The sequence below is a fragment of the Paenibacillus sp. JDR-2 genome (assembly GCF_000023585.1).
Classification (GTDB): domain Bacteria; phylum Bacillota; class Bacilli; order Paenibacillales; family Paenibacillaceae; genus Pristimantibacillus.
The window spans coordinates 5100113-5121918 of sequence record NC_012914.1 but is presented as its reverse complement, the minus strand read 5'-3'; the positions used below and the strand labels follow the sequence as shown (position 1 = coordinate 5121918).

18 protein-coding genes are annotated in these 21806 nt (G+C 51.6%); all 18 read left to right on the top strand.

All coding sequences use genetic code 11. From position 1 onward, the window contains the following. The first annotated feature begins 73 nt into the window (after positions 1 to 73). Positions 74 to 1378 (top strand): trigger factor, encoded by a 1305-nt coding sequence (tig, locus tag PJDR2_RS22405; protein WP_015846011.1) that lies wholly within the window; start codon positions 74 to 76, stop codon positions 1376 to 1378. Positions 1379 to 1598: 220 nt separating this feature from the next. Beyond that, complete coding sequence (gene clpP, locus PJDR2_RS22400; protein WP_015846010.1) at positions 1599 to 2186, top strand: ATP-dependent Clp endopeptidase proteolytic subunit ClpP; 588 nt, start codon at positions 1599 to 1601, stop codon at positions 2184 to 2186. A 26-nt stretch (positions 2187 to 2212) separates the two neighbouring features. After that, a complete protein-coding gene (clpX, locus tag PJDR2_RS22395) occupies positions 2213 to 3469 on the top strand; it encodes an ATP-dependent protease ATP-binding subunit ClpX (RefSeq protein WP_015846009.1) in 1257 nt (418 codons plus the stop codon). 89 nt (positions 3470 to 3558) lie between these two features. After that, positions 3559 to 4668 carry a flavodoxin-dependent (E)-4-hydroxy-3-methylbut-2-enyl-diphosphate synthase gene (gene ispG / locus PJDR2_RS22390; protein WP_015846008.1) on the top strand — a complete coding sequence of 370 codons (1110 nt, stop codon included), beginning with the start codon at positions 3559 to 3561 and terminating at the stop codon, positions 4666 to 4668. Positions 4669 to 4839: 171 nt separating this feature from the next. Then, positions 4840 to 6543 (top strand): ATP-dependent protease LonB, encoded by a 1704-nt coding sequence (gene lonB, locus PJDR2_RS22385; protein WP_015846007.1) that lies wholly within the window; start codon positions 4840 to 4842, stop codon positions 6541 to 6543. A 36-nt stretch (positions 6544 to 6579) separates the two neighbouring features. After that, positions 6580 to 9090, top strand: coding sequence for an endopeptidase La (lon, locus tag PJDR2_RS22380; RefSeq protein WP_015846006.1), 2511 nt, complete (start codon positions 6580 to 6582; stop codon positions 9088 to 9090). Continuing rightward, the gene (gene yihA, locus PJDR2_RS22375; RefSeq protein WP_015846005.1) at positions 9087 to 9692 is read left to right on the top strand and encodes a ribosome biogenesis GTP-binding protein YihA/YsxC; all 606 of its coding nucleotides are present in this window, start codon (positions 9087 to 9089) and stop codon (positions 9690 to 9692) included. The genes lon and yihA overlap by 4 nt, the downstream gene beginning before the upstream one ends. A 181-nt stretch (positions 9693 to 9873) precedes the next feature. After that, positions 9874 to 10464: a hypothetical protein gene (locus tag PJDR2_RS22370; RefSeq protein WP_015846004.1), complete on the top strand. Its 591-nt coding sequence runs from the start codon at positions 9874 to 9876 to the stop codon at positions 10462 to 10464. A gap of 364 nt (positions 10465 to 10828) precedes the next feature. Continuing rightward, the gene (gene speD, locus PJDR2_RS22365) at positions 10829 to 11227 is read left to right on the top strand and encodes an adenosylmethionine decarboxylase (RefSeq protein ID WP_015846002.1); all 399 of its coding nucleotides are present in this window, start codon (positions 10829 to 10831) and stop codon (positions 11225 to 11227) included. Between the two features lie 195 nt (positions 11228 to 11422). After that, on the top strand, positions 11423 to 12793 hold the full coding sequence (hemA, locus tag PJDR2_RS22360; RefSeq protein ID WP_015846001.1) for a glutamyl-tRNA reductase: 1371 nt from the start codon (positions 11423 to 11425) through the stop codon (positions 12791 to 12793). 46 nt (positions 12794 to 12839) lie between these two features. Beyond that, complete coding sequence (gene ccsA / locus PJDR2_RS22355; protein WP_015846000.1) at positions 12840 to 13655, top strand: cytochrome c biogenesis protein CcsA; 816 nt, start codon at positions 12840 to 12842, stop codon at positions 13653 to 13655. Between the two features lie 14 nt (positions 13656 to 13669). Next, positions 13670 to 14308, top strand: a complete 639-nt coding sequence (locus tag PJDR2_RS22350; protein ID WP_015845999.1) for a precorrin-2 dehydrogenase/sirohydrochlorin ferrochelatase family protein — start codon at positions 13670 to 13672, stop codon at positions 14306 to 14308. A gap of 19 nt (positions 14309 to 14327) precedes the next feature. Beyond that, a complete protein-coding gene (gene hemC, locus PJDR2_RS22345) occupies positions 14328 to 15299 on the top strand; it encodes a hydroxymethylbilane synthase (RefSeq protein WP_015845998.1) in 972 nt (323 codons plus the stop codon). A gap of 4 nt (positions 15300 to 15303) precedes the next feature. Next, the gene (gene cobA, locus PJDR2_RS22340) at positions 15304 to 16866 is read left to right on the top strand and encodes a uroporphyrinogen-III C-methyltransferase (RefSeq protein ID WP_015845997.1); all 1563 of its coding nucleotides are present in this window, start codon (positions 15304 to 15306) and stop codon (positions 16864 to 16866) included. 54 nt (positions 16867 to 16920) lie between these two features. Next, a complete protein-coding gene (gene hemB, locus PJDR2_RS22335) occupies positions 16921 to 17916 on the top strand; it encodes a porphobilinogen synthase (RefSeq protein WP_015845996.1) in 996 nt (331 codons plus the stop codon). A 6-nt stretch (positions 17917 to 17922) separates the two neighbouring features. Beyond that, positions 17923 to 19224, top strand: coding sequence for a glutamate-1-semialdehyde 2,1-aminomutase (hemL, locus tag PJDR2_RS22330; RefSeq protein ID WP_015845995.1), 1302 nt, complete (start codon positions 17923 to 17925; stop codon positions 19222 to 19224). 35 nt (positions 19225 to 19259) lie between these two features. Then, entirely contained in the window at positions 19260 to 20258 is a 999-nt protein-coding gene (locus tag PJDR2_RS22325; protein ID WP_015845994.1) for an RluA family pseudouridine synthase, read from the top strand. Positions 20259 to 20365: 107 nt separating this feature from the next. Further along, positions 20366 to 21763, top strand: coding sequence for a LysM peptidoglycan-binding domain-containing protein (locus PJDR2_RS22320; protein WP_015845993.1), 1398 nt, complete (start codon positions 20366 to 20368; stop codon positions 21761 to 21763). Positions 21764 to 21806: the final 43 nt, after the last annotated feature.

Here is a 21806-nt window from a genome sequence, read left to right as displayed (position 1 = left end):
TGATTATAATAGAGTGGTTTATGAAGCGAATACTAATTGGCGTGATGCGTAATTTTGGAGGGGAAAGCATAAAATGAAAGCAACTTGGGAAAAAATAGACAAGAACCTCGTGTCGATCGACGTTGAGGTTGATGCTGAGAAAGTCGCTGCAGCACTTGATCAAGCATTTAAGAAAGTCGTTCAAAAGGTAAACGTACCTGGTTTCCGCAAAGGTAAAGTGCCTCGCGGAATGTTCGAATCCCGTTTCGGCGTGGAAAGCCTGTACCAGGATGCAATCGACATCCTGCTGCCGCAAGCTTACGAAGAAGCAGTAAAAGTGACGGAACAACGTCCAGTTGACCGTCCTGAAATCGACGTTGAACAATTCGCTAAAGGCCAATCGTTCAAATTCAAAGCAAAAGTTATCGTTCGCCCTGAAGTAACGCTTGGCGAGTACAAAGGTCTGGAAGTTCCATCCTTTGAAGCAACAGTCAGCGAAGAAGAAGTGAACGCTGAACTGGAGCGCCTGCAACAACGCCATGCCGAGCTGACTGTCCTTGAAGAAGGCGCTGCTCAAAACGGCGACATCACTGTAATCGACTTCGACGGTTATGTAGACGGCGAAGCGTTCGACGGCGGCAAAGCTGAAAGCTACTCCTTGGAACTGGGTTCCAACTCGTTCATCCCGGGCTTCGAAGATCAAGTTGTGGGCATGCAAACAGGCGACTTCAAGGATGTTGAAGTAACATTCCCTGAAAGCTACCATGCTGAGAACCTGGCTGGCAAACCAGCTGTGTTCAAAGTGAAACTGCATGAAATCAAACGTAAAAACCTGCCGGCTCTTGACGATGAGTTCGCAAAAGACATCAGCGAATTCGACACTCTTGAAGAGTACAAGCAGGATCTTGTCTCCAAGCTGAAAGAAAACAAAGAAGGCGAAGCGGAACGCAACCTGCAAAACGCTGTAATCGAAAAAGCGGCTGAAGCTGCTGAAGTAGAAGTGCCGGAACCAATGATTAACACTGAAGTTGACTTTATGCTCCGCGATTTCGAGAACCGTCTTCGCATGCAAGGCATGAACATCGACCTGTACTATCAGTTCTCCGGCCAAAGCGAGCAAGTTCTGCGCGACCAAATGAAAGAAGACGCACAGAAACGCGTTCGCAACAACCTGGTTCTGAATGCAATCGCTAAATCGGAAAACATTCAAGTTTCCGAAGAAGACGTAAACGAAGAACTCGAATCCCTGTCGAAAGCTTACAACCGTCCTGCGGCTGAGCTTCGCGACGTCTTCGAGAAAAACGGTCAATTCGACAGCTTGAAAGAAGACATCGAGCTGCGCAAAACGATTGAATTCCTCGTTGAAAACAGCAAAACAGCTGAAGTTGCTGGAGCGTAATAGATCAATTGAATAAATAGGAAGGAAAGGCACGTCATCGTCAGATACGTGCCTTCTTTTCACCCTACATAATGAAAGAGCTTTACCTGAAGAATGATCTTCAGTACATATCGAGCGATGCTCACCGTATACTGTATTATGGAAAAATGACATTGATCATTTGACGTGATACAATAGAAAACATGAACCAAAAAGCCATAATAGAAAAGAGGTTGGTCGCATGAATCTGGTACCTATCGTAGTTGAACAAACGAATCGCGGAGAACGGTCTTACGATATTTACTCGCGCTTGCTCAAGGACAGAATCATTTTTCTCGGGAGCGCTATCGATGATGATGTAGCAAACTCAGTTATCGCACAGCTGCTTTTTTTGGCGGCCGACGACCCGGAGAAAGACATCCATTTGTACATTAACTCACCTGGCGGCTCGGTAACAGCCGGTATGGCGATTTATGATACAATGCAATATATTAAGCCTGACGTATCTACGATTTGTATGGGCATGGCAGCAAGCATGGGCTCGCTCCTCCTTACAGCCGGCGCGAAAGGCAAACGTTTCGCTCTTCCGAATGCGGAAGTTATGATTCATCAGCCGCTTGGCGGCGTTCGGGGCCAGGCATCGGATATCAAAATCCATGCGGACTGGATCCTGAAGACGAAGCAAAAGCTGAATGAAATTTATGTGGAGCGTACCGGTCAGCCTTACGAGAAAATCGACCGCGATACGGACCGCGATAATTTCATGAGCGCGGAAGATGCTCTGAATTATGGTTTGATTGACAAAGTAATAACAACTCCGGTATCCTAAGGATTTAATCGAAGGGGTGAAATGGCATGTTTAAATTCAATGATGAGAAGGGCCAGCTGAAATGCTCGTTCTGCGGAAAATCCCAGGAGCAAGTACGTAAACTGGTAGCCGGTCCCGGCGTTTATATATGCGACGAATGTATCGAGCTCTGCACGGAAATCGTGGAGGAGGAGCTTGGACATGAGGAAGAGCTTGATCTGAAGGACATTCCGAAACCAAAGGATATCCGCGCTATTCTTGATTCGTATGTAATCGGACAGGAATTTGCGAAGAAATCCCTTTCCGTTGCGGTATACAACCATTACAAACGGATCAACTCGCAAAGCAAGATTGAAGACGTTGAGCTTCAAAAGTCCAATATCCTGCTTGTAGGTCCTACCGGCTCGGGTAAAACTTTGCTTGCTCAAACAATGGCAAAAATCTTGAACGTACCGTTTGCGATTGCGGATGCAACTTCGCTGACGGAAGCCGGCTATGTCGGTGAAGACGTTGAGAACATTTTGCTCAAGCTCATTCAAGCTGCGGATTACGATGTGGAGAAGGCTGAACGCGGCATTATCTATATCGATGAGATTGATAAAGTAGCCCGCAAATCCGAGAATCCGTCGATTACTCGCGATGTATCCGGTGAAGGCGTGCAGCAGGCATTGCTCAAAATCCTCGAAGGCACGGTTGCATCCGTACCGCCGCAAGGCGGACGCAAGCACCCGCACCAAGAGTTTATTCAAATCGATACAACGAACATCCTGTTCATTTGCGGTGGTGCATTTGACGGTCTGGAATCGCTGATCAAACGCCGTATCGGCAAAAAAGTGATCGGTTTCAGCTCGACTGGCGAGGTTCAAAAGGACTTGAAGCCGGGCGAATACCTGTCCATGGTTCTGCCGGAAGACTTGCTTAAATTTGGCTTGATCCCAGAGTTCGTAGGCCGTTTGCCGGTTATCTCGACTCTAGAGCCCCTCGATGAAGCAGCCCTGATGCGTATTTTGTCCGAACCGAAGAATGCTTTGGTGAAGCAATACCAGAAGCTGCTTGAGATGGATAACGTGAAGCTGGACTTTGAACCTGCTGCTCTGGAAGCAATCGCTAAAGAAGCGATCAAACGGAACACGGGTGCCCGCGGCTTGCGTGCCATTATCGAGGGTATTATGCTTGAAGTAATGTACGAAGTCCCTTCGCGCGACGACGTGAGCACTTGTCTCATTACGGAGAAAAACGTAAAAGACAAAATCATGCCTGAGCTGACTGCGAAGAAGGGCAAGAAGAAAGAAGAAAGCGCCTAAGTTCATTACCGTCATCGCCTCCACCCTTTGGCCGCGGATTTTTCGCTAGTCAAAGGGTGGACTTTGACGTTCATGGGAGAGATCATTTTATGTATTTGCGCAAGGATACTGTGCCGGTCAAAGTCGGTAACCTGACGATTGGCGGCAGCAATGAAGTCATCATTCAGAGTATGTGTACTACAAAGACGGCTGATGTAGAGGCTACAGTAGCCGAGATTTTGCGTCTGGAAGAAGCGGGCTGTCAGATTGTGCGGGTTACCGTCAACAATAAGGAAGCTGCTGATGCGATTAAGGAAATTAAGAAACGGATTCATATTCCTCTTGTTGCCGATATTCATTTCGACTACCGTCTTGCCCTTCAGGCAATCGAGAACGGCATTGATAAAGTCCGGATTAACCCGGGCAACATCGGCCGACGCGAGAAGATTGAAGCTGTCGTAAAGGCCTGCAAGGAACGCGGAATTCCAATTCGGATTGGCGTTAATGCCGGTTCGCTTGAGAATCATCTGCTTGAGAAATACGGCTACCCTACGCCCGAAGCGATGGTGGAGAGCGCGCTCTTCCATATCGGCATTCTGGAGGAGCTGGATTTCCATGATATTATCGTATCGCTGAAGGCGTCCGACGTTCCGATGGCGATTGCGGCTTACAGCATGGCTGCGGAGAAAATCAAGTATCCGCTGCATCTTGGCATTACCGAAGCAGGTACTCTTCATTCCGGTACAATCAAGAGCTCCGCTGGTATCGGCGCACTGCTCGCGATGGGCATCGGCAATACGGTGCGCATCAGCCTCAGTGCGGATCCGGTGGAAGAAGTTAAGGTAGCCCGCGAGCTGCTCAAGACCTTTGGTCTGATTACCAACGCGGCAACCCTGATTTCCTGTCCGACTTGCGGACGACTGGATATCGATCTCTTCTCGATCGCAAACGAAGTCGAAGAGTATATTTCCAAGTTGAAGGTACCTATCAAGGTATCTGTACTTGGCTGTGCGGTTAACGGCCCGGGTGAAGCACGCGAGGCGGATATCGGTATCGCCGGAGCAAGAGGCGAAGGCATGCTGTTCCGTTACGGAGAGATGATCCGCAAAGTGCCTGAAGCAGAGCTCCTTAACGAGCTTAAGAAGGAAATCGATGAGATCGTACGCGTATTCGAGGCGACTGGCGAAATTCCAGGACGCAGCAATCATGCGCATGCATAACGAACTCTCTGCCATCTGAGAATAGAGGCATTCTGAAGCAACCCCAATCGGCGGTTGACGAGGAATGCCTCTTTTTTCTTCCGGAAGCGATTATTACCTGCGGCAAGGGGCAATACTACCAATTACGTACTCTTTTGCCGGAATAGTTCGCTTTGAGAGGAGAAGATGTTAATGAGTTTAAGTATGGTTTTGATGCTGATCCAAGTTTTTTTTGCTGTGGTTATTGGTTTATATTTCTGGAATCTGCTGCGCAATCAGAAGACGAACCGCTCTGCGGTCGATCGGGAATCGCGCAAGGAGATGGATAAGCTGCGCAAGCTGCGCTCCGTTTCCCTGACAAAGCCGCTTGCGGAGAAAACACGCCCGCAAGCGATGCAGGACATTGTCGGACAGACAGACGGTCTGCGCGCGCTTAAGGCGGCGCTTTGCAGCGCTAATCCGCAGCATGTCATTATTTACGGACCGCCGGGTGTCGGAAAGACGGCGGCTGCCCGCGTTGTATTGGAGGAAGCGAAGAAGAATCCTTCCTCGCCGTTTCTGAATGAAGCGAAGTTTACCGAGATTGACGCAACTACGGCCCGGTTCGACGAGCGGGGTATTGCCGATCCACTGATCGGCTCCGTTCACGACCCGATTTATCAAGGAGCAGGGGCGATGGGCGTAGCCGGCATTCCGCAGCCGAAGCCGGGTGCGGTAACGAAAGCGCATGGCGGGATCCTGTTTATCGACGAAATCGGTGAATTGCATCCAATCCAAATGAATAAGCTGTTAAAAGTACTGGAAGACCGCAAGGTGTTTCTGGAGAGTGCTTATTACAATTCGGAGGATGCGAATATCCCGCTTTATATCCACGATATTTTCCAAAACGGTCTGCCTGCCGACTTCCGTCTTGTGGGAGCGACAACACGTTCGCCGCAGGATCTGCCTCCGGCTATTCGCTCGCGCTGCATGGAGATTTATTTCCGTCCGCTGCTCGCAAGCGAGATTGCGTCGATTGCCGAGAATGCCGTTAAGAAAATCGGCTTTGGTCCATGTCCGGATGCCGTGGATGTGGTGAAGAAATATGCGACGAACGGACGCGAAGCGGTTAACGTCATTCAGCTTGCCGCGGGTATTGCATTGTCGGAGAAACGGGATGCCATTACCGCCGCTGATGTGGAATGGGTTGTGAACAGCAGCCAAATACCGCCTCGTCCGGACCGAAAAGTGCCGGAAGCACCTCAAATCGGTTTCGTTAACGGCTTGGCGGTGTATGGACCTAATATGGGGACATTGCTAGAAATCGAAGTCAGCGCTATTCCGGCGGCTGCCGGCAAAGGCCAATATACGATTACCGGCGTAGTTGACGAGGAAGAGCTTGGCGGCGGTTCCCGGACGCTTAGACGGAAAAGCATGGCGAAGGGCTCGGTTGAAAACGTGCTGACGATGCTCCGCCGCTACGGATTGACCCCGCAGGACTTTGACCTGCATATCAACTTCCCTGGCGGCACGCCGATTGACGGGCCATCCGCCGGCATTGCCATGGCAACGGCAATTGCCTCTGCAATCAAAGAGATACCGATTGACAACAAGCTGGCGATGACCGGCGAGGTTGGCATACACGGTAACGTGAAGCCGGTAGGGGGCGTGCTTGCCAAGGTAGAAGCGGCGTTCCAGTCTGGTGCGGAGACGGTCATTATTCCGCGCGAGAACTGGCAGGCGATTTTTGCTGATCTGGAAGGGCTGAAGGTCATCCCGGTAGACCGGGTTGACGAGGTGTTCAGATATGTCTTCCCAATTGGCGAAACCGTTGTCGCAGAGGTTGAAAACCATGTCGGTTCCGATCTTTTTATCGCTTCGGGGGTTCCCTATTTGCAGGCGGATTCCGTGGAATGATAAAATAGGGTATTCGAAACAATTGGAGGTGCTGGTGTGGGATCCGGAAAAACAAAAGGCCGTCGGCTTCCCCTGCTTCCTTTAAGGGGGCTGCTTGTATATCCCAGCATGGTGCTCCACCTTGATGTGGGAAGGGACAAATCGGTGCGGGCGCTGGAGAAATGCATGATCGACGATCATATGATTCTTCTGTGCTCGCAATCCGAAGTCAATATTGAAGAGCCTACAGAAGACGATATTTACCGCGTCGGCACCATTGCGAAGGTCAGACAGATGCTTAAGCTGCCAAACGGTACTATCCGCGTGCTTGTTGAAGGCGTTGTAAGAGCCGAGGTTGTGGATTATGTACCAAATGAACAGTTTTACGAAGTAACGGTGCTCGAGCTTCCTGAGCCGGAGACTGACGATCCTGAAGTGGATGCGCTTATGCGGTCGGTACTCAGCCAGTTCGAGCATTATATTTCGCTATCGAAGAAGGTAACGCCGGAGACGCTTGCGGCGGTATCGGATATCGATGAGCCGGGCAGGCTGGCCGATGTCATTACGAGCCATTTGTCGCTGAAGATCAAGGATAAGCAGGATATTCTCGAGACCATTGACGTCCGGGAGCGCCTAGAGCGTCTGCTTGATATCCTGAATAACGAGCGCGAGGTGCTCGAGCTCGAACGCAAAATTAACCAGCGCGTCAAGAAGCAGATGGAGAAGACGCAAAAGGAATATTATTTGCGCGAGCAGATGAAAGCGATCCAGAAGGAGCTTGGCGAGAAGGAAGGACGTGCCGGCGAGGTCGAGGAGCTCCGCAATCAGCTGGCTGAAGCGGGAGTTCCTGCCAATGTGCGGGAGAAAGTAGAGAAGGAAATCGACCGTCTGGAAAAAATGCCCGCAACCTCAGCCGAGGGCGGCGTTATCCGCAATTATATCGATTGGTTATTAGCATTGCCTTGGAGCAAGCATACGGAAGATGACTTATCCCTAAGCAAGGCGGAAGAGATCCTCAATAACGATCACTACGGCCTGGAGAAGCCGAAGGAGCGCGTGCTTGAATATTTGGCGGTACAGCAGCTGGTGAAGAAGATGAAAGGACCGATCCTTTGCCTGGTAGGGCCTCCGGGTGTCGGTAAAACTTCACTTGCCCGTTCGATCGCCAAATCGCTTGACCGCAAATTCGTTAGAATCTCGCTGGGCGGCGTTCGTGACGAAGCGGAAATCCGCGGTCACCGCCGTACGTATGTAGGCGCTATGCCTGGACGGATCATTCAAGGAATGAAGACGGCAGGATCCTATAATCCGGTTTTCCTGCTTGACGAGATCGACAAGATGGCAAGCGATTTCCGCGGAGATCCTTCATCTGCGCTGCTTGAGGTACTTGATCCGGAGCAGAATAATACGTTTAGCGACCATTTCATCGAAGTGCCTTTTGATTTGTCTAATGTGATGTTTGTCACAACGGCCAACTCGCTGCACAATATTCCGCGTCCGCTGCTCGACCGGATGGAAGTGCTTTATATTCCGGGCTATACGGAGCTGGAGAAGCAGCAGATTGCGGAACGCTATCTGCTGCCGAAACAGCGCAGGGAGCATGGACTGGCGGAAGATCAGCTTGTCGTTGAGGATGAAGTTGTCTTGCAGCTGATCCGAGAATATACGCGTGAATCCGGCGTACGGAATCTGGAGCAGCAAATTGCCGCTTTGAGCCGGAAAGCTGCGAAGCATATTGTATCGGAGGGTTCCAAGTCCGTAGCCGGAAGCAAGGAGCGGGGCGAAGAAGATTTGGCCGGTCAGCCTTATGAAGCTCCCGAGCTGAATACGCTGGAGGCGGCTTTTGGCGCAGACGATGATGCGGCGGCAGCCGAGGAGAAGCAAGCCCAAGCGGAGGTTTCGGCAGTGACATTGACGGTTACGCCGGATCTGCTGAAGGAATGGCTAGGACCTGCGAAGTTCCGTCATGGCACAGCCGAGGTCGAAAACCAGATTGGTGCCGTAACCGGCCTCGCTTGGACCGAGGTTGGCGGCGATACGCTGGTTATCGAGGTAACGGTTATGCCGGGCAGCGGCAAGCTTACCTTAACCGGTAAACTTGGCGACGTTATGAAAGAATCGGCACAGGCCGCATTCAGTTATACTCGGTCCAAGGCCATTGAGCTTGGAATCGATCCCGAATTCCATGTGAACAAGGATATCCATATTCATATTCCGGAGGGCGCCATTCCTAAAGACGGACCATCAGCCGGCATAACGATGGCAACCGCTTTGATTTCCGCCCTGACGAACCGGTATGTATCAAAGGAAGTAGCAATGACCGGCGAGATTACGCTGCGCGGCCGTGTGCTTCCGATTGGCGGCTTGAAGGAAAAATCGCTCGCCGCTCACCGGGCAGGCATCCGAAAGGTGCTTCTGCCGAAGGATAATGAACGCGACTTAAGCGATATTCCGGACAGCGTGCGCAGTGCAATGACTTTTGTTCCTGTCAGCCATATGGACGAAGTTCTGCAGCATGCGCTGCTGCCGGCTAACACCGAAGAGAAAGCAGGAACAGTAATCGGATGAAAATTACCCAATCAGAATTTATCATAAGTGCAGTAAGACCTTCGCAATATCCAGTTGACGCCTTGCCAGAGATTGCTCTGGCAGGGCGTTCCAATGTCGGCAAATCATCGCTTATTAACAAATTGATCTTGCGTAAAAACTTGGCGAGAACAAGCTCGCAGCCCGGCAAAACGCAGCAGCTTAACTATTATCGTGTGAATGACATGGTCTACTTCGTCGATTTTCCCGGATATGGATATGCCAAAGTATCAAAAACGCAGCGAGAGCTGTTCGGGCAAATGATTGAGACTTATATTCGCGACCGTAAGGAGCTAAAGCTGCAGCTTCTGGTTATCGATATGCGGCATGCTCCATCAAAGGACGATGTGCTCATGTATCATTGGCTGAAGCATTATAACGTGCCGACCTGCATCGTCTGCACGAAAGCGGACAAAATCCCGAAGGGCAAATGGGACAAGCACGTAAAGGTAATCAAGGAGACGCTTGAGGCAGATCCACGCGACTCGCTGGTCATGTTTTCTTCGGAGACGGGGCTTGGCCGCGAGAAGCTGTGGGAGGTCATTAATGGAGCGATTGGGCATATAACGGAGATAGATCAATAACTTCCTCTATAATGCAGAGGATACAGCAAGAAATACAGCGTTCCTCGTGAAATCTACGGGATTTTTCAGAAATATGCGAGAATATCGAGGCTGAACGACAGGAATAAAAAGCTCTGATCACGTATAATATACTTAGGCATTAAGAACAAAAGCGCAAGTTTAAAGAATTGAGGAGATTTTTATGGCTCAGCGGCTAGCCACAGAGTATGTAAGCGCCAAACTGCAATTGACGAGCGATGAGATGAAGCAATTTATTCGGTTTTTCGATGACCAGCAGGTATGCATGAACGTGAAGGTCCTCGATAACGGAAACCAGGAGCTGGTTCTCGAAGACGTAGCAGGGAAGGAAGAAGTCACACTGACGTTTGAACGTCAGCAAGACTACTATGTATGTGAACTCTCTTGCCGCCTCATTCACCCCAAGCTGACCAACGCCATGCGCAAAGCCGTAACGGCTTTCCGTGGAGACGCAGTTGTTAATCGTATCTACAGCCATTATACGATGATCTACCATTATACAAATGGCAGCGTCCGCAAAATCGTTGAAAGCACATCGTCGGGCACACGGGTCGTATTCGAATATAAGGATACGGTCGGCCAGTTGGAGCGTGTGTTCAAGAGCCGCTTGATCGAACGTGAAATCGAGCTGGTCAACAACGCGATTAATGAGTTGCTTGACCTGCGCAATCAAACGAAGGACCGTCTGCAAATTGCCGGCATCGACGAAAGACTGACGATGCTGACCAAGAAATTGTTTGTATTAGAAGCTTAACCGATAAGCCTTGAATTTAGGAGCCGCTGAATGCGGCTTCTTTTTTTCGTTTTTGTTCACAAAAAAAATGATATCGGATTGGACGCTGTGCAAGGTACCGAAACCGCTTCACCTACATACTGTGTATACGGGATTAAAGCGGAAAAAAGTTTTCGTTTCTTCCCGAAAAAAAGAGTTGCAATTCTGCCCAATAGATGTTATTTTTAATCTCGTTGAAAACATTGGTCTAAACAAAATAGGAACCAGGATTCACTCAGGACATGGTTATGTTGCGAGAGATTATTCCCTCGGGAAGTGAATGACGTAGGTCCTAGCGGATGAAATTTTTTTAAACATTTTATTCCTAGGAAGGGGGAACCGGAAGATGGAATATTCAACTTTCGGAAGACACGTTGCTGTTGATACTTGGGGAGTAGACTTTGATCTGCTGAACAACGCTGAATTTTTGCAAGCCCAAATGGTGGAGGCTGCTGAAGCATGCGGCGCTACCGTACTATCGGTGCAATCGAAACAATTTGAGCCTCAAGGAGCAACAGTACTTGTATTGCTGTCGGAGAGTCATCTCTCGATTCATACGTATCCTGAGAAAGGATTCGCCGCTCTCGACTGCTACACTTGCGGTGAAACTGTGGATCCACAGCTTGCGATTGACTACATGATCGCTGTACTGAAGCCAACGACTACTCATGCGAAGAAGCTTGTTCGCGGCATGGGCGAGTTGAAAGTAGAAGAACCAAAAATGCAACAAGTTGAGCTTGTTTAAGCTTTTAAATTGAAAAGATATAGAGATAACCATAGACCTCGGTCCATGGTTATTTTCTTTGTATAAACAGGGAATAATGGCAATGAGGGTTTTCAAACATTATTCATAAATGAAGCCAATATGAAGCCGTACGGCTTGTCGAACTATGTTATAATCATTCTAAAGTTAATTTTGAAGAAAGGCAGGTGAACGCGCATGCACATTATCGTAGTCGGCTTGAACTACCGGACGGCTCCCGTTGAAGTAAGAGAACGGTTTGCGATTGCCGAGAAAGAATTACCGGAAGCAATGAAACAGCTGATGAACACGAGCAGCATTATGGAATGTGTCATTGTTGCGACCTGCAATCGTACCGAGCTGTATGCGGTAGTGGACAGACATCATCTGTGCGGACATTATATCCGCAGCTTTATGGAGCAGTGGTTCAAGCTGCCTAGAGAGCAGTTCACTAGCCATTTATATATGCATGAGGATGACAAGGCTATCGAGCATCTATTCCGGGTAACAAGCGGGCTTGATTCGATGGTGATCGGCGAGACGCAAATCCTGGGTCAAGTAAAGGATGCTTTTGCGCTTGGACAGCAGCAGAAGACGACAGGAACCCTGTTCAACATGCTGTTCAAACAAGCGGTTACGATGGCCAAGCGTGCTCATTCGGAGACAACGATTGGAGAATCGGCGGTGTCGGTCAGCTATGCGGCTGTTGAGCTTGGCAAGCGGATTTTTGGCCAGTTCAGCAAGAAGACGGTAATGGTGATTGGCGCTGGCGAGACAGGCGAGCTTACGGCGAAGCATCTGTACGCGAATGGCGCTGACCGCGTTATTGTGGTGAACCGGACGTATGAACGCGCGGCCCAGCTTGCAGAAAAGTTTAACGGTATTGCCTGCCCGATGGAAGACGCGGCAAGCAAGCTTCACGAAGCGGACATTGTTATCAGCTCTACGGGAGCGGATGGTTATGTGTTGGAACGCCAAGCGGTAGCCGAGGCGATGAAGCGCCGGAAGTCGAAGCCTTTGTTCATGATTGATATCGCCGTTCCGCGCGACCTCGATCCGGGGATTGCTGCGGTCGAGAACGTGTTCCTGTACGACATTGACGATTTGGAAGGTATTGTGGCGAGCAATCTCGAGCAGCGCCGGAAGGAAGCGGAGAAGATCGAAACGATGATTGAACAAGAGTCGGAGCAGTTTGAGCAATGGTACAAAACGCTTGGCGTTGTTCCTTTAATCCGTGCCCTCCAGACAAAGGCTGCCCACATTCATGAAGAGACGCTTAACAGCCTGACGAACAAGCTGCCAGATCTGGACGAGCATGAACTGAAGGTGATCCGCAAGCTGACGAAGAGCATTGTGAACCAGATGATGCAAGATCCGATCCTGCGGATTAAAGAGATGGCCGGGGAGAAACATTCCGAGGAAGCAATGGATATGTTCGTTAAGTTGTTTGCGCTTGAAGATGAGCTGGCCCAGTCGAAACAAGCTGAAGCAGACACGGCGTCTGCGGCGAAAAAGAAAACGATGCCTGCACGTCCGGCAGCTTCGGCACTGGCGTCCATCCTTCGATAATAGCGCGCTACCCGAATAATCGCGAAGGGCGGCAAGGTGGAGGCTTATGTTTTTTACGCAAAAATGGCTTTACGACGCGATACTTTATATTTACGCCCTGAGCCTTCTGTTTTACTTCTCCGATTTCATGGATGCGAACCGGAGAGCGAAGCGGATTGGAACAGGGCTCCTTATTTTTGTATGGATATTGCAAACCGTCATTCTGGTGAGCCGGCTCGTGACCCATTTCGAGATAACGGCAATCTCATCCTTTGAATATTGGCTAGGCTTCTCGTGGCTGCTTGTTACGATATCACTGGTCATCAGCCAGTTTTTCAAAATCGAGTTTCTCGTCTTTCTGGTCAACATCATCAGCTTCTCCGTGCTGGCTCTTAACTTGTACAGCCGGCCTGGAATGGATGAGCAGTTTGGAGTTTCGCAGGCGATGCGCGACTTGCTCCTTGTACATATTAGTTTGGTGCTATGCGCTTACGCATCGCTTACGATAGGATCCATCTTCGCGGGGATGTACCTGTTCCTGCACAAGCAGCTGAAAGGAAAACGATGGACCCCGTTCACGCGGAGGCTGCCAAGCCTCGATAGGATAGAACGTTTCTCGGACAGGGCCATTATAATCGGGGTACCGCTTCTTGCGATGTCCTTATCGGTTGCCGTTACCGTGCTGCTTGCGGAAGGACGCCCGCAGCTGCTGCTTGACTGGAAGGTGCTGACCTCGTTTGCGACTTTGATCTTTTACGTCAATTATATCATTCAAAGGGCGATGCTAAGACGCCCCGGCACGCAGCTTGCAAGACTTCATCTGATTGCATTTGTTATGTTGATTATTAATCTGTTATCCAGTTATTTATCGACGTTTCACTAGAAGAGGGGATGCGCATGAACGGCTACTACCCGGTGATGCTTCAGCTTCGCGGCGAACGCTGCGTCATAATAGGCGGCGGACGGATTGCCGAGCGCAAGGCGTTAGGCCTTCTGGAGGCGGGAGCGGATACGGTCATTCTTGTCAGTCCGCAGATCACATCCCGGCTGCAGGAGCTTGTTTCATGCGGATCCCTTCGATGGCATTGCCGGACCTATGAGCCTGAAGACGCGATCGATGCCCGACTGCTTTTTGCCGCAACGAATGATACCGGGCTTAACCGACGAATCGCGGATGACGGCAGGCGGGCCGGTGCTTTGGTAAATTCGGTTGATGAGGCCGCGGGAAGAGGGTTTCTGAATCCCTCGGTTATACGGCGTGGAGATCTGCTGATTGCCGTCTCCGCTACTGGAGCAAGCCCGGCTTTTTCTGCCAGGTTGAAGCGGGAGCTGGAACGGCAATACGGCGAAGAGTACGGTTATCATGTGGAGCAGCTCAGGCGGCTGCGCGAATATGTGAAGGCCGCTGTCTCTGAACCTGGCGAGCGGGAAGCGCTGCTCAGACTGGCCGCCGAAGAGGTGCCGCTCACGGATCGGATGGACATCGAATTGAAAGCTTGGGTAGAACGACTTCGGGCGAAGAGGCCCTTGGATTGACGACGGGAGGAAGACAATAATGGGAGCTCATAATAATGGACCGCGTACAATCGTGGTTGGGACACGCCAGAGTGCTCTTGCTTTGACGCAGACGGGGCAAGTCATTGACGAATTGAAACGTATCAGCGAGAAACACGGGTTTGATTACCATTTTGAAATTCGGAAAATTGTGACGAAGGGTGACCGCATTCTGGATGTTACGTTGTCCAAGGTTGGCGGTAAAGGCTTGTTTGTAAAAGAAATCGAACAGGCTCTTCTAGACGGCGAGATCGACATGGCTGTCCACAGCATGAAGGATATGCCATATGAGCTGCCGGAAGGACTGATGAACGGCGCAACTCCGAGACGGGTTGATCCCCGCGACTGCCTGATTATGAAGCAAGGGAGCTCGCTTGATGATTTGCCTGCCGGCGCACGTGTCGGAACAAGCAGTCTGCGCCGTTCCAGTCAGCTTAAAAATATACGTCCGGATCTTAAGCTTGACTCTATCCGCGGCAATATCGATTCACGGATCCGGAAGCTTGAAACGGAAGGCTTTGATGCGGTTGTTCTGGCTGCTGCAGGTCTATCCCGCATGGGCTGGCAGGACCGGATCTCGGCGTTTATTCCGGTTGATCTATCCATCCCGGCGGTTGGACAAGGAGCGCTTGGCATTGAGTGCCGTACGGCCGATGCCGGCGTGCGCGAGCTGCTCAATTTGTTGAATGATACCGAAACCTCGTTGTCTGTCCGTGCAGAGAGAAGCTTCCTAGGCGCGCTGAACGGCGGCTGCCAGGTTCCGATCGGTGCTTTTGCAGTGGTGCACAAGAAGTCGGAAGACAGCTTTGATAACGCTGAGCTGGAGCTGACCGGGATGGTAGGCTCTCCCGACGGAGAAGTGATGCTGAAGGAAATCCGGAAGGGAACGGATCCGGAGCAGCTTGGCCGGGATGTAGCGGCGGCATTGTCAGCAAGAGGCGCGGATCGCATTTTGGCGGAATTCGGGGGATAACGTTATGAATAAAGGAGTTGTCTATCTCGTAGGCGCCGGACCGGGAGATCCGAAGCTTATTACGCTTCGTGGACTGGAATGTCTGAGACGCAGCGACGTTGTTGTCTATGACCGCCTGGCGAGCCCAAGGCTGCTGAGATATATGAAGGAAGGCGCCCGTAAAATTTACGTCGGCAAACTTCCGGACCGCCATACGATGAAGCAGGAAGAGATCAACCAGCTGCTTGTTGATCTGGCTTTGGAAGGCCATACGGTCACAAGGCTGAAAGGCGGGGATCCAACAATCTTCGGCCGTGTCGGCGAAGAAGCGGAATTGCTGCAGGACAATGGCGTTTCCTTTGAGATTGTTCCGGGCATTACGTCGGCTATCGCGGTTCCCGCTTATGCCGGTATTCCGGTGACCCACCGCGATCTGGCTTCTTCCCTATCCATCGTTACGGGGCATGAGAGCCCGGAAAAACTCGACCGTACCATTCATTGGGACAAGGTGACCAATGCGACGGGCACGCTTATTTTCCTAATGGGTGTAGCCAAGATCGGTTATATTGCCGAGCAGCTTATCCGTCACGGCAAGCCGGCAACAACTCCGGTTGCCCTTATCCGTTGGGGGACCCGCGTGGAGCAGCAGACGATTGTTGGCACGCTGGAGTCGATTGAACGGATCGTGAAAGAGGCGAACTTCCAGCCGCCGGCGGTTATCGTTGTTGGCGATGTGGTTCTGCAGCGGGACAAGCTGAAATGGTACGAGAAAAAGCCGCTCTTTGGCGTACGCGTGCTTGTCACGCGGGCTAGAGCCCAAGCCAGCGACCTGGCAGACCGGATTGAAGAGCTTGGCGGCGAGCCTTGCGAGCTGCCGGTAATTGAGACGCGCGAGCCTCGGGATGAGGCTGCTGTCGAAGGAATCCGCACTGCCCTTGCAGGTGCAGAGTCGTATAATTGGATCATGTTTACGAGCGTGAATGGGGTGGAGTATTTCTTCAACTGGCTGGATCGCTTTAACGTGGATATTCGGCGCTTCCATGCAGCCCGTATTGCGGCAGTTGGTCCTCGGACCGCGGAAGCTCTGCGGAAGCGTGGCTTGATTGCGGATCAGCTGCCAGCCAAGTTCCAGGCGGAAGGCCTGCTCGAACAGCTGGAAGGCGAGCTGAGGCCGGGAGAGAAGGTTCTTCTTCCGCGAGGAGATCTCGCTCGCGAGATTCTGCCGCGTGAGCTGAAGGCTAAGGGACTTGTCCCGGTTGAGCTGGATGTCTACGAGACGGTGATTGCGGACTCGCAGGATGAGCAGGCGTTCGAATGGATCCGCAACCGGGAGATTCATGCGATTACGTTCACCAGTTCTTCGACGGTAACGAACTTGCTTGAGCTGCTTCGCAGGAACGGGTTCGAGGATCCGGTCGCGCAGCTGGCCGGCATTGATGTGGTCAGCATCGGTCCCGTAACCTCGAAGACGGCTTCGGAAGCCGGACTTTCCGTTACGCTTGAACCGGAGAATGCTACAATCGAGGCACTGGTTGAAGCGCTGGTTCAGCATCAAATAACCAAACGTTTGAAGGCTGATCCGTCTTAATTATCGGCAATTATCGCATACCCATCGCTAGCAGGATTAAAGGAGGAATATAAAATGGCATTTCCCATTGTGAGACACCGCAGATTACGTCAATCGGCCGCTATGCGCAATATCGTACGCGAAACCGTACTGACGGCGAATGATTTTATATATCCAATCTACGTGAAATACGGAACGAACATCAAGGAAGAGATTAGCTCGATGCCGGGTGTATACCGCTTCTCCCTTGATCTTCTGGAAGCGGAGATCCGCGAGATTACTTCCCTTGGCATTCAGGCAATTATGCTCTTTGGTCTGCCTGACCATAAGGATGCTGAAGGTACTTCGGCTTATGATCCGAACGGTATCGTTCAGGAAGCTACGCGCCTGATCAAAAAATGGGCGCCTGAGCTGATCGTTATGGCGGATACTTGTCTGTGCCAATTTACGGATCACGGACATTGCGGCATGGTGCATTTGGATCAAGCTACGGGAACGGCGGTTGTGGATAATGATCCTTCACTGTCGCTGCTCGTTCGCACGGCTGTTTCCCAGGCGGAAGCGGGAGCAGACGTGATTGCTCCATCGAACATGATGGACGGTTTTGTATCGGCTATTCGTGAAGGCCTTGATGAGGCAGGTTTCAGCCATGTTCCGATTTTGTCGTATTCCGTTAAATATGCTTCCGCCTTCTACGGACCATTCCGGGATGCTGCGAAATCCGCGCCGCAATTCGGCGACCGCAAGACGTATCAGATGGACCCGGCCAACGCCCGTGAAGCTTTGCGCGAAGCTGATTCCGACGTGCTCGAAGGCGCGGATATGCTGATGGTCAAGCCTGCTCTTTCTTACCTCGATATCGTTCGCCAGCTTCGCGACAGCTTCGATCTGCCGATCGTCGCTTACAATGTAAGCGGTGAATACGCAATGGTGAAAGCCGCTGCGGCCAACGGTTGGATTGACGAAAAGGCGATCGTGCTTGAGAAGCTGATCAGCATGAAGCGTGCGGGTGCGGATCTGATCATTACTTACCATGCGAAGGATGCTTCGCGCTGGCTGAGAGGAGAGTAATCAGGGATGAGCAAATCGATTGGCAACAGACGCGACGACCGTTCGAGAGAGGCTTTCGCCCGTGCGAAGCAAGTGCTTCCCGGCGGTGTGAACAGCCCGGTGCGTGCTTTCAAATCCGTAGGTCTTAACCCGGTGTATATGGATCACGGCAAGGGTAGCCGTGTTTATGATATCGATGGCAACAGTTACATTGATTACGTGGGTTCCTGGGGACCGCTCATCATGGGTCATGCCCATCCCGAAGTTATCGAAGCGATTAAGAAAACCGCGGAAAAAGGAACAAGCTTTGGCGCTCCAACCGAGCTGGAGACACTAATGGCCGAGCTGGTCGTTGAACGTGTTCCTTCCGTTGATATCGTCCGTATGGTAAACTCCGGTACGGAAGCGACGATGAGTGCTCTGCGTCTTGCGCGCGGTTATACGAAGCGCAGTAAGATTTTGAAATTTGAAGGCTCCTATCACGGACATGCCGACAGTCTGCTTATTAAAGCGGGCTCCGGCGTAGCAACGCTTGGACTTCCGGACAGCCCCGGCGTTCCGGAAGGCGTAGCATCCCAAACGATTACCGTTCCTTACAACGATCTGGAATCGGCCAAGCTAGCCTTCGAAAAGTTTGGTGAAGAGATTGCCTGCATTATTGTCGAGCCTGTAGCGGGCAATATGGGAGTTGTCCCGCCGCTGCCGGGCTTCCTGCAAGGGCTCCGCGAGCTGACGGAGCAATACGGCAGCCTGCTTATCTTTGACGAAGTCATGACTGGCTTCCGCGTCAATTACAACTGTGCGCAGGGGCTGTATGACGTAACGCCGGACTTGACTTGCTTCGGCAAAGTCATCGGCGGAGGTCTGCCTGTCGGCGCTTACGGCGGGAAACGCGAGATTATGGAAATGATCGCGCCAAGCGGCCCGATCTATCAAGCCGGTACCTTATCCGGCAACCCGCTTGCAATGGCAGCCGGCTATACAACGCTGAAACTGCTGACAAAGGAAACTTACGAGCTGCTGGAGCGTCAAGCCGTCCGGCTTCAGCTCGGCTTTGAGAAAAATGCCGCTAAGCATGGCATTGCAACAACGATTAACCGGGTCGGTTCGATGGTATGTCCGTTCTTCACCGATACGCATGTCATTAACTTCGAAACAGCCAAGACTTCTAATCTTGAACAATTCAGAGCGTACTTCTCTGCGATGCTTGATCTGGGCGTAAGTATTGCTCCTTCGCAGTTTGAAGGCATGTTTGTATCAGCCGTCCATTCGGACGAAGATATCGACGCAACGATTGCCATCCATGATCAGGTGCTTGCAAGCTTATAAAATATAAAATGTAGAACAGGAAGGTTTCGATATCCATGCATAAACGTCCTTATCGACGCGAGGGGCAATGGCTGTCGCTTCTGCCGGCGGATTTGGCCGGGGAGGCGGCAGGCAAGGATACGGCTTCCGGGCAGCAAACGGAGCAGCTTTCCATTCCGGAGGCCGGCAGTCACCCGCATCTTGTGCGGCAGTGGCTGCTGGCCTGTTCTTTATTTCCGGCAAAATGGATTAACCGTTTGTTCTCGGTAGGCGGTATCGGCTGGGAGGGAGAGCGGATTCGCCTCCTAGCTTTCCCGCCGGTTGACCCAGTCTCGGATTCGTTATACCGCAAAGTAAAGAGCAGCGGCCATTCCTTGCTGGAACAGACAACGGAGGTCCTCTACGAGGATGATTTCAGTCTTGTCCTTAATAAACCCGCGGGCATGCCGGTCCATGAATCCCATTCCGGTCAGACCGGTACACTGGATGAAGCGGCGGCGCGATGGCTGCTTGAGCAAGGCGATCCGCTTCCCGTGCGGCATATCCACCGCCTGGATGACGATACATCCGGTCCGGTGCTTTATTCGAAAAATGATCTTGCCCAATGGGTTCTGGATGAAGCCATGCGCGAGAAGCGGATTGACCGGCGTTATCTTGCTGTCGTCCAGGGGAAGGTGAAGAAGTCCTCCGGCACGGTTAATGCCCCAATCGGCAAAGACCGTCATCATTCTTCAAGACGACGCGTAACGCCTGGCGGCGATCTAGCTATTACCCACTATGAAACCATCCGCGCTTTTTCGGATGCTACTCTTGTCCGCTTACAGCTGGAAACCGGCAGAACCCATCAAATTCGCGTGCATATGAGCCATCTTGGCCATCCCCTGCTTGGCGACAAGCTGTACGGCGGGGATACTAGGCTGCTGCAGCATCAGGCGCTACATGGCGAACGGCTGCTTTTTCCTCATCCATGGACGGGTGAATTAGTAGAAGCCGCCGCGGCGAAGCCCGAATGGCTTGTGAATCTTCTTGACAAGCTGGGCGGACGGACAAATTGATAGTCATGCTCCTTATTTCCGCGCCATATAGATAGTAGTGAATGTAACTTTAGCCCAAGCTTTAGGCATTTGCTTTTCATTTATGGTATTGGGAGGGAGGATATCGCGTGACAGATCAATCCAAAGGCTTGCGATTTGATTTGTATGAGCGTATTCATTTGCCGGATGAGGTAGCGGCGATTGACGAACTGGAGGAAATTGAGCTAACCCCGCGTATTCAGGTGATTGAGCAGGGTGATCATGCTGTATTGAAGGGGCAGCTGCTCTTGAACGGCGTGTATCGCGGCCAATCGGACGGAGGCAGCCTGCAGACGCTGGAGCACTGGATTCCGGTCGAAATTACGCTGCCGCTCAACCGGGTATCTCGGCTCGACGACATTTCGGTAGAAATTGATAATTTTGATGTCGACTTATTGTCTGCGCGGACGCTTAACGTGACCGGCGTGTTATCGCTTAGAGGTATACTCGTTGAGCCGCTTCCGGATGCGGAAGAAGTTTGGCGTGAGGAGCCGATCACGGTCGTACATGAGCGCGAGGCTTCGAATGAAGAATCCGAATTTGAGGCAGAGGCGCAATCGGACATTGAGGCCCAGCCTCAGGAAACTTGGCAGTCCGTGACCCAGCAGCCTTATTTTACAGGTTATGCGGGCCAGCTGCCGGGAACGCAAAGAGCTCAGGAAGAAGAGGTTGAGGAAGAAGAGGAAGAAGAAAGCTTCGAGGCATTCGAGGAAGAAGAGCAGGAAGAAGAGATTGACGAAGCGGATGCTTCCGTCACGATCTCGGCTTCGCCGAGGGACAGCGGCTGGTCTGCTTCGCAATGGTTCCAATCGGGCCAGCCGGCCAATCAGCCAGTGAATCAGCCTGACGCGCAGTCCTATCAGCCGGTTAATCAACAGAATGCTTCGTTCTATCAGCCAACGGTTCCTCCTCAGGCGCCTCCGCCTTCGCAGAGGGAGAATACTTACGAGTTCGAGCACGAAAGCGAAGAGGATTGGCAGGAAGAGCCATACGCCGGGCAAGCGGATGAACCTAACGAGGAGGCGTTTGCTTCCTTTGACGGAGAGTCGGCTAGCGAAGCGGAATGGCAGGCACAGCCCGAGGCTCCCCGCGTGCCGGACAACGATAAGCAGGAGATCCGGATTGGCGTAGGCAGCAAGCAGCCGGAAAACAATCCGGAGCAAGCGCCGAATGTTGGTCTGATGACGCTGCTGCAAACGAGCAAGCGGGAGCAGGCTGCACGCCAAGCGGCGGAAGAAGTTGCAGCCCAGCAAGCCGAGCAGGCGAAAACCCGTTCTTCCGGCGACGATATCGAGTGGAAGACTTTATTCCTCGGCAAACAGTCGGAGGAGAACGAATTCCGCAAAATCCGTGTCTGCATCGTGCAAAGAGACGAGACGCTGGAGTCGATCGCGGTCAGATACAGTCTGAATCCGCGTGAGATTTTGCTGTATAACGGCTTGAACGAATCTTCCGTTGCGGAAGGACAACTGCTTTATATTCCCTAATTAAAAAAGCTCCGCCGTTAGCCTTTATATTGGCTGACGGCGG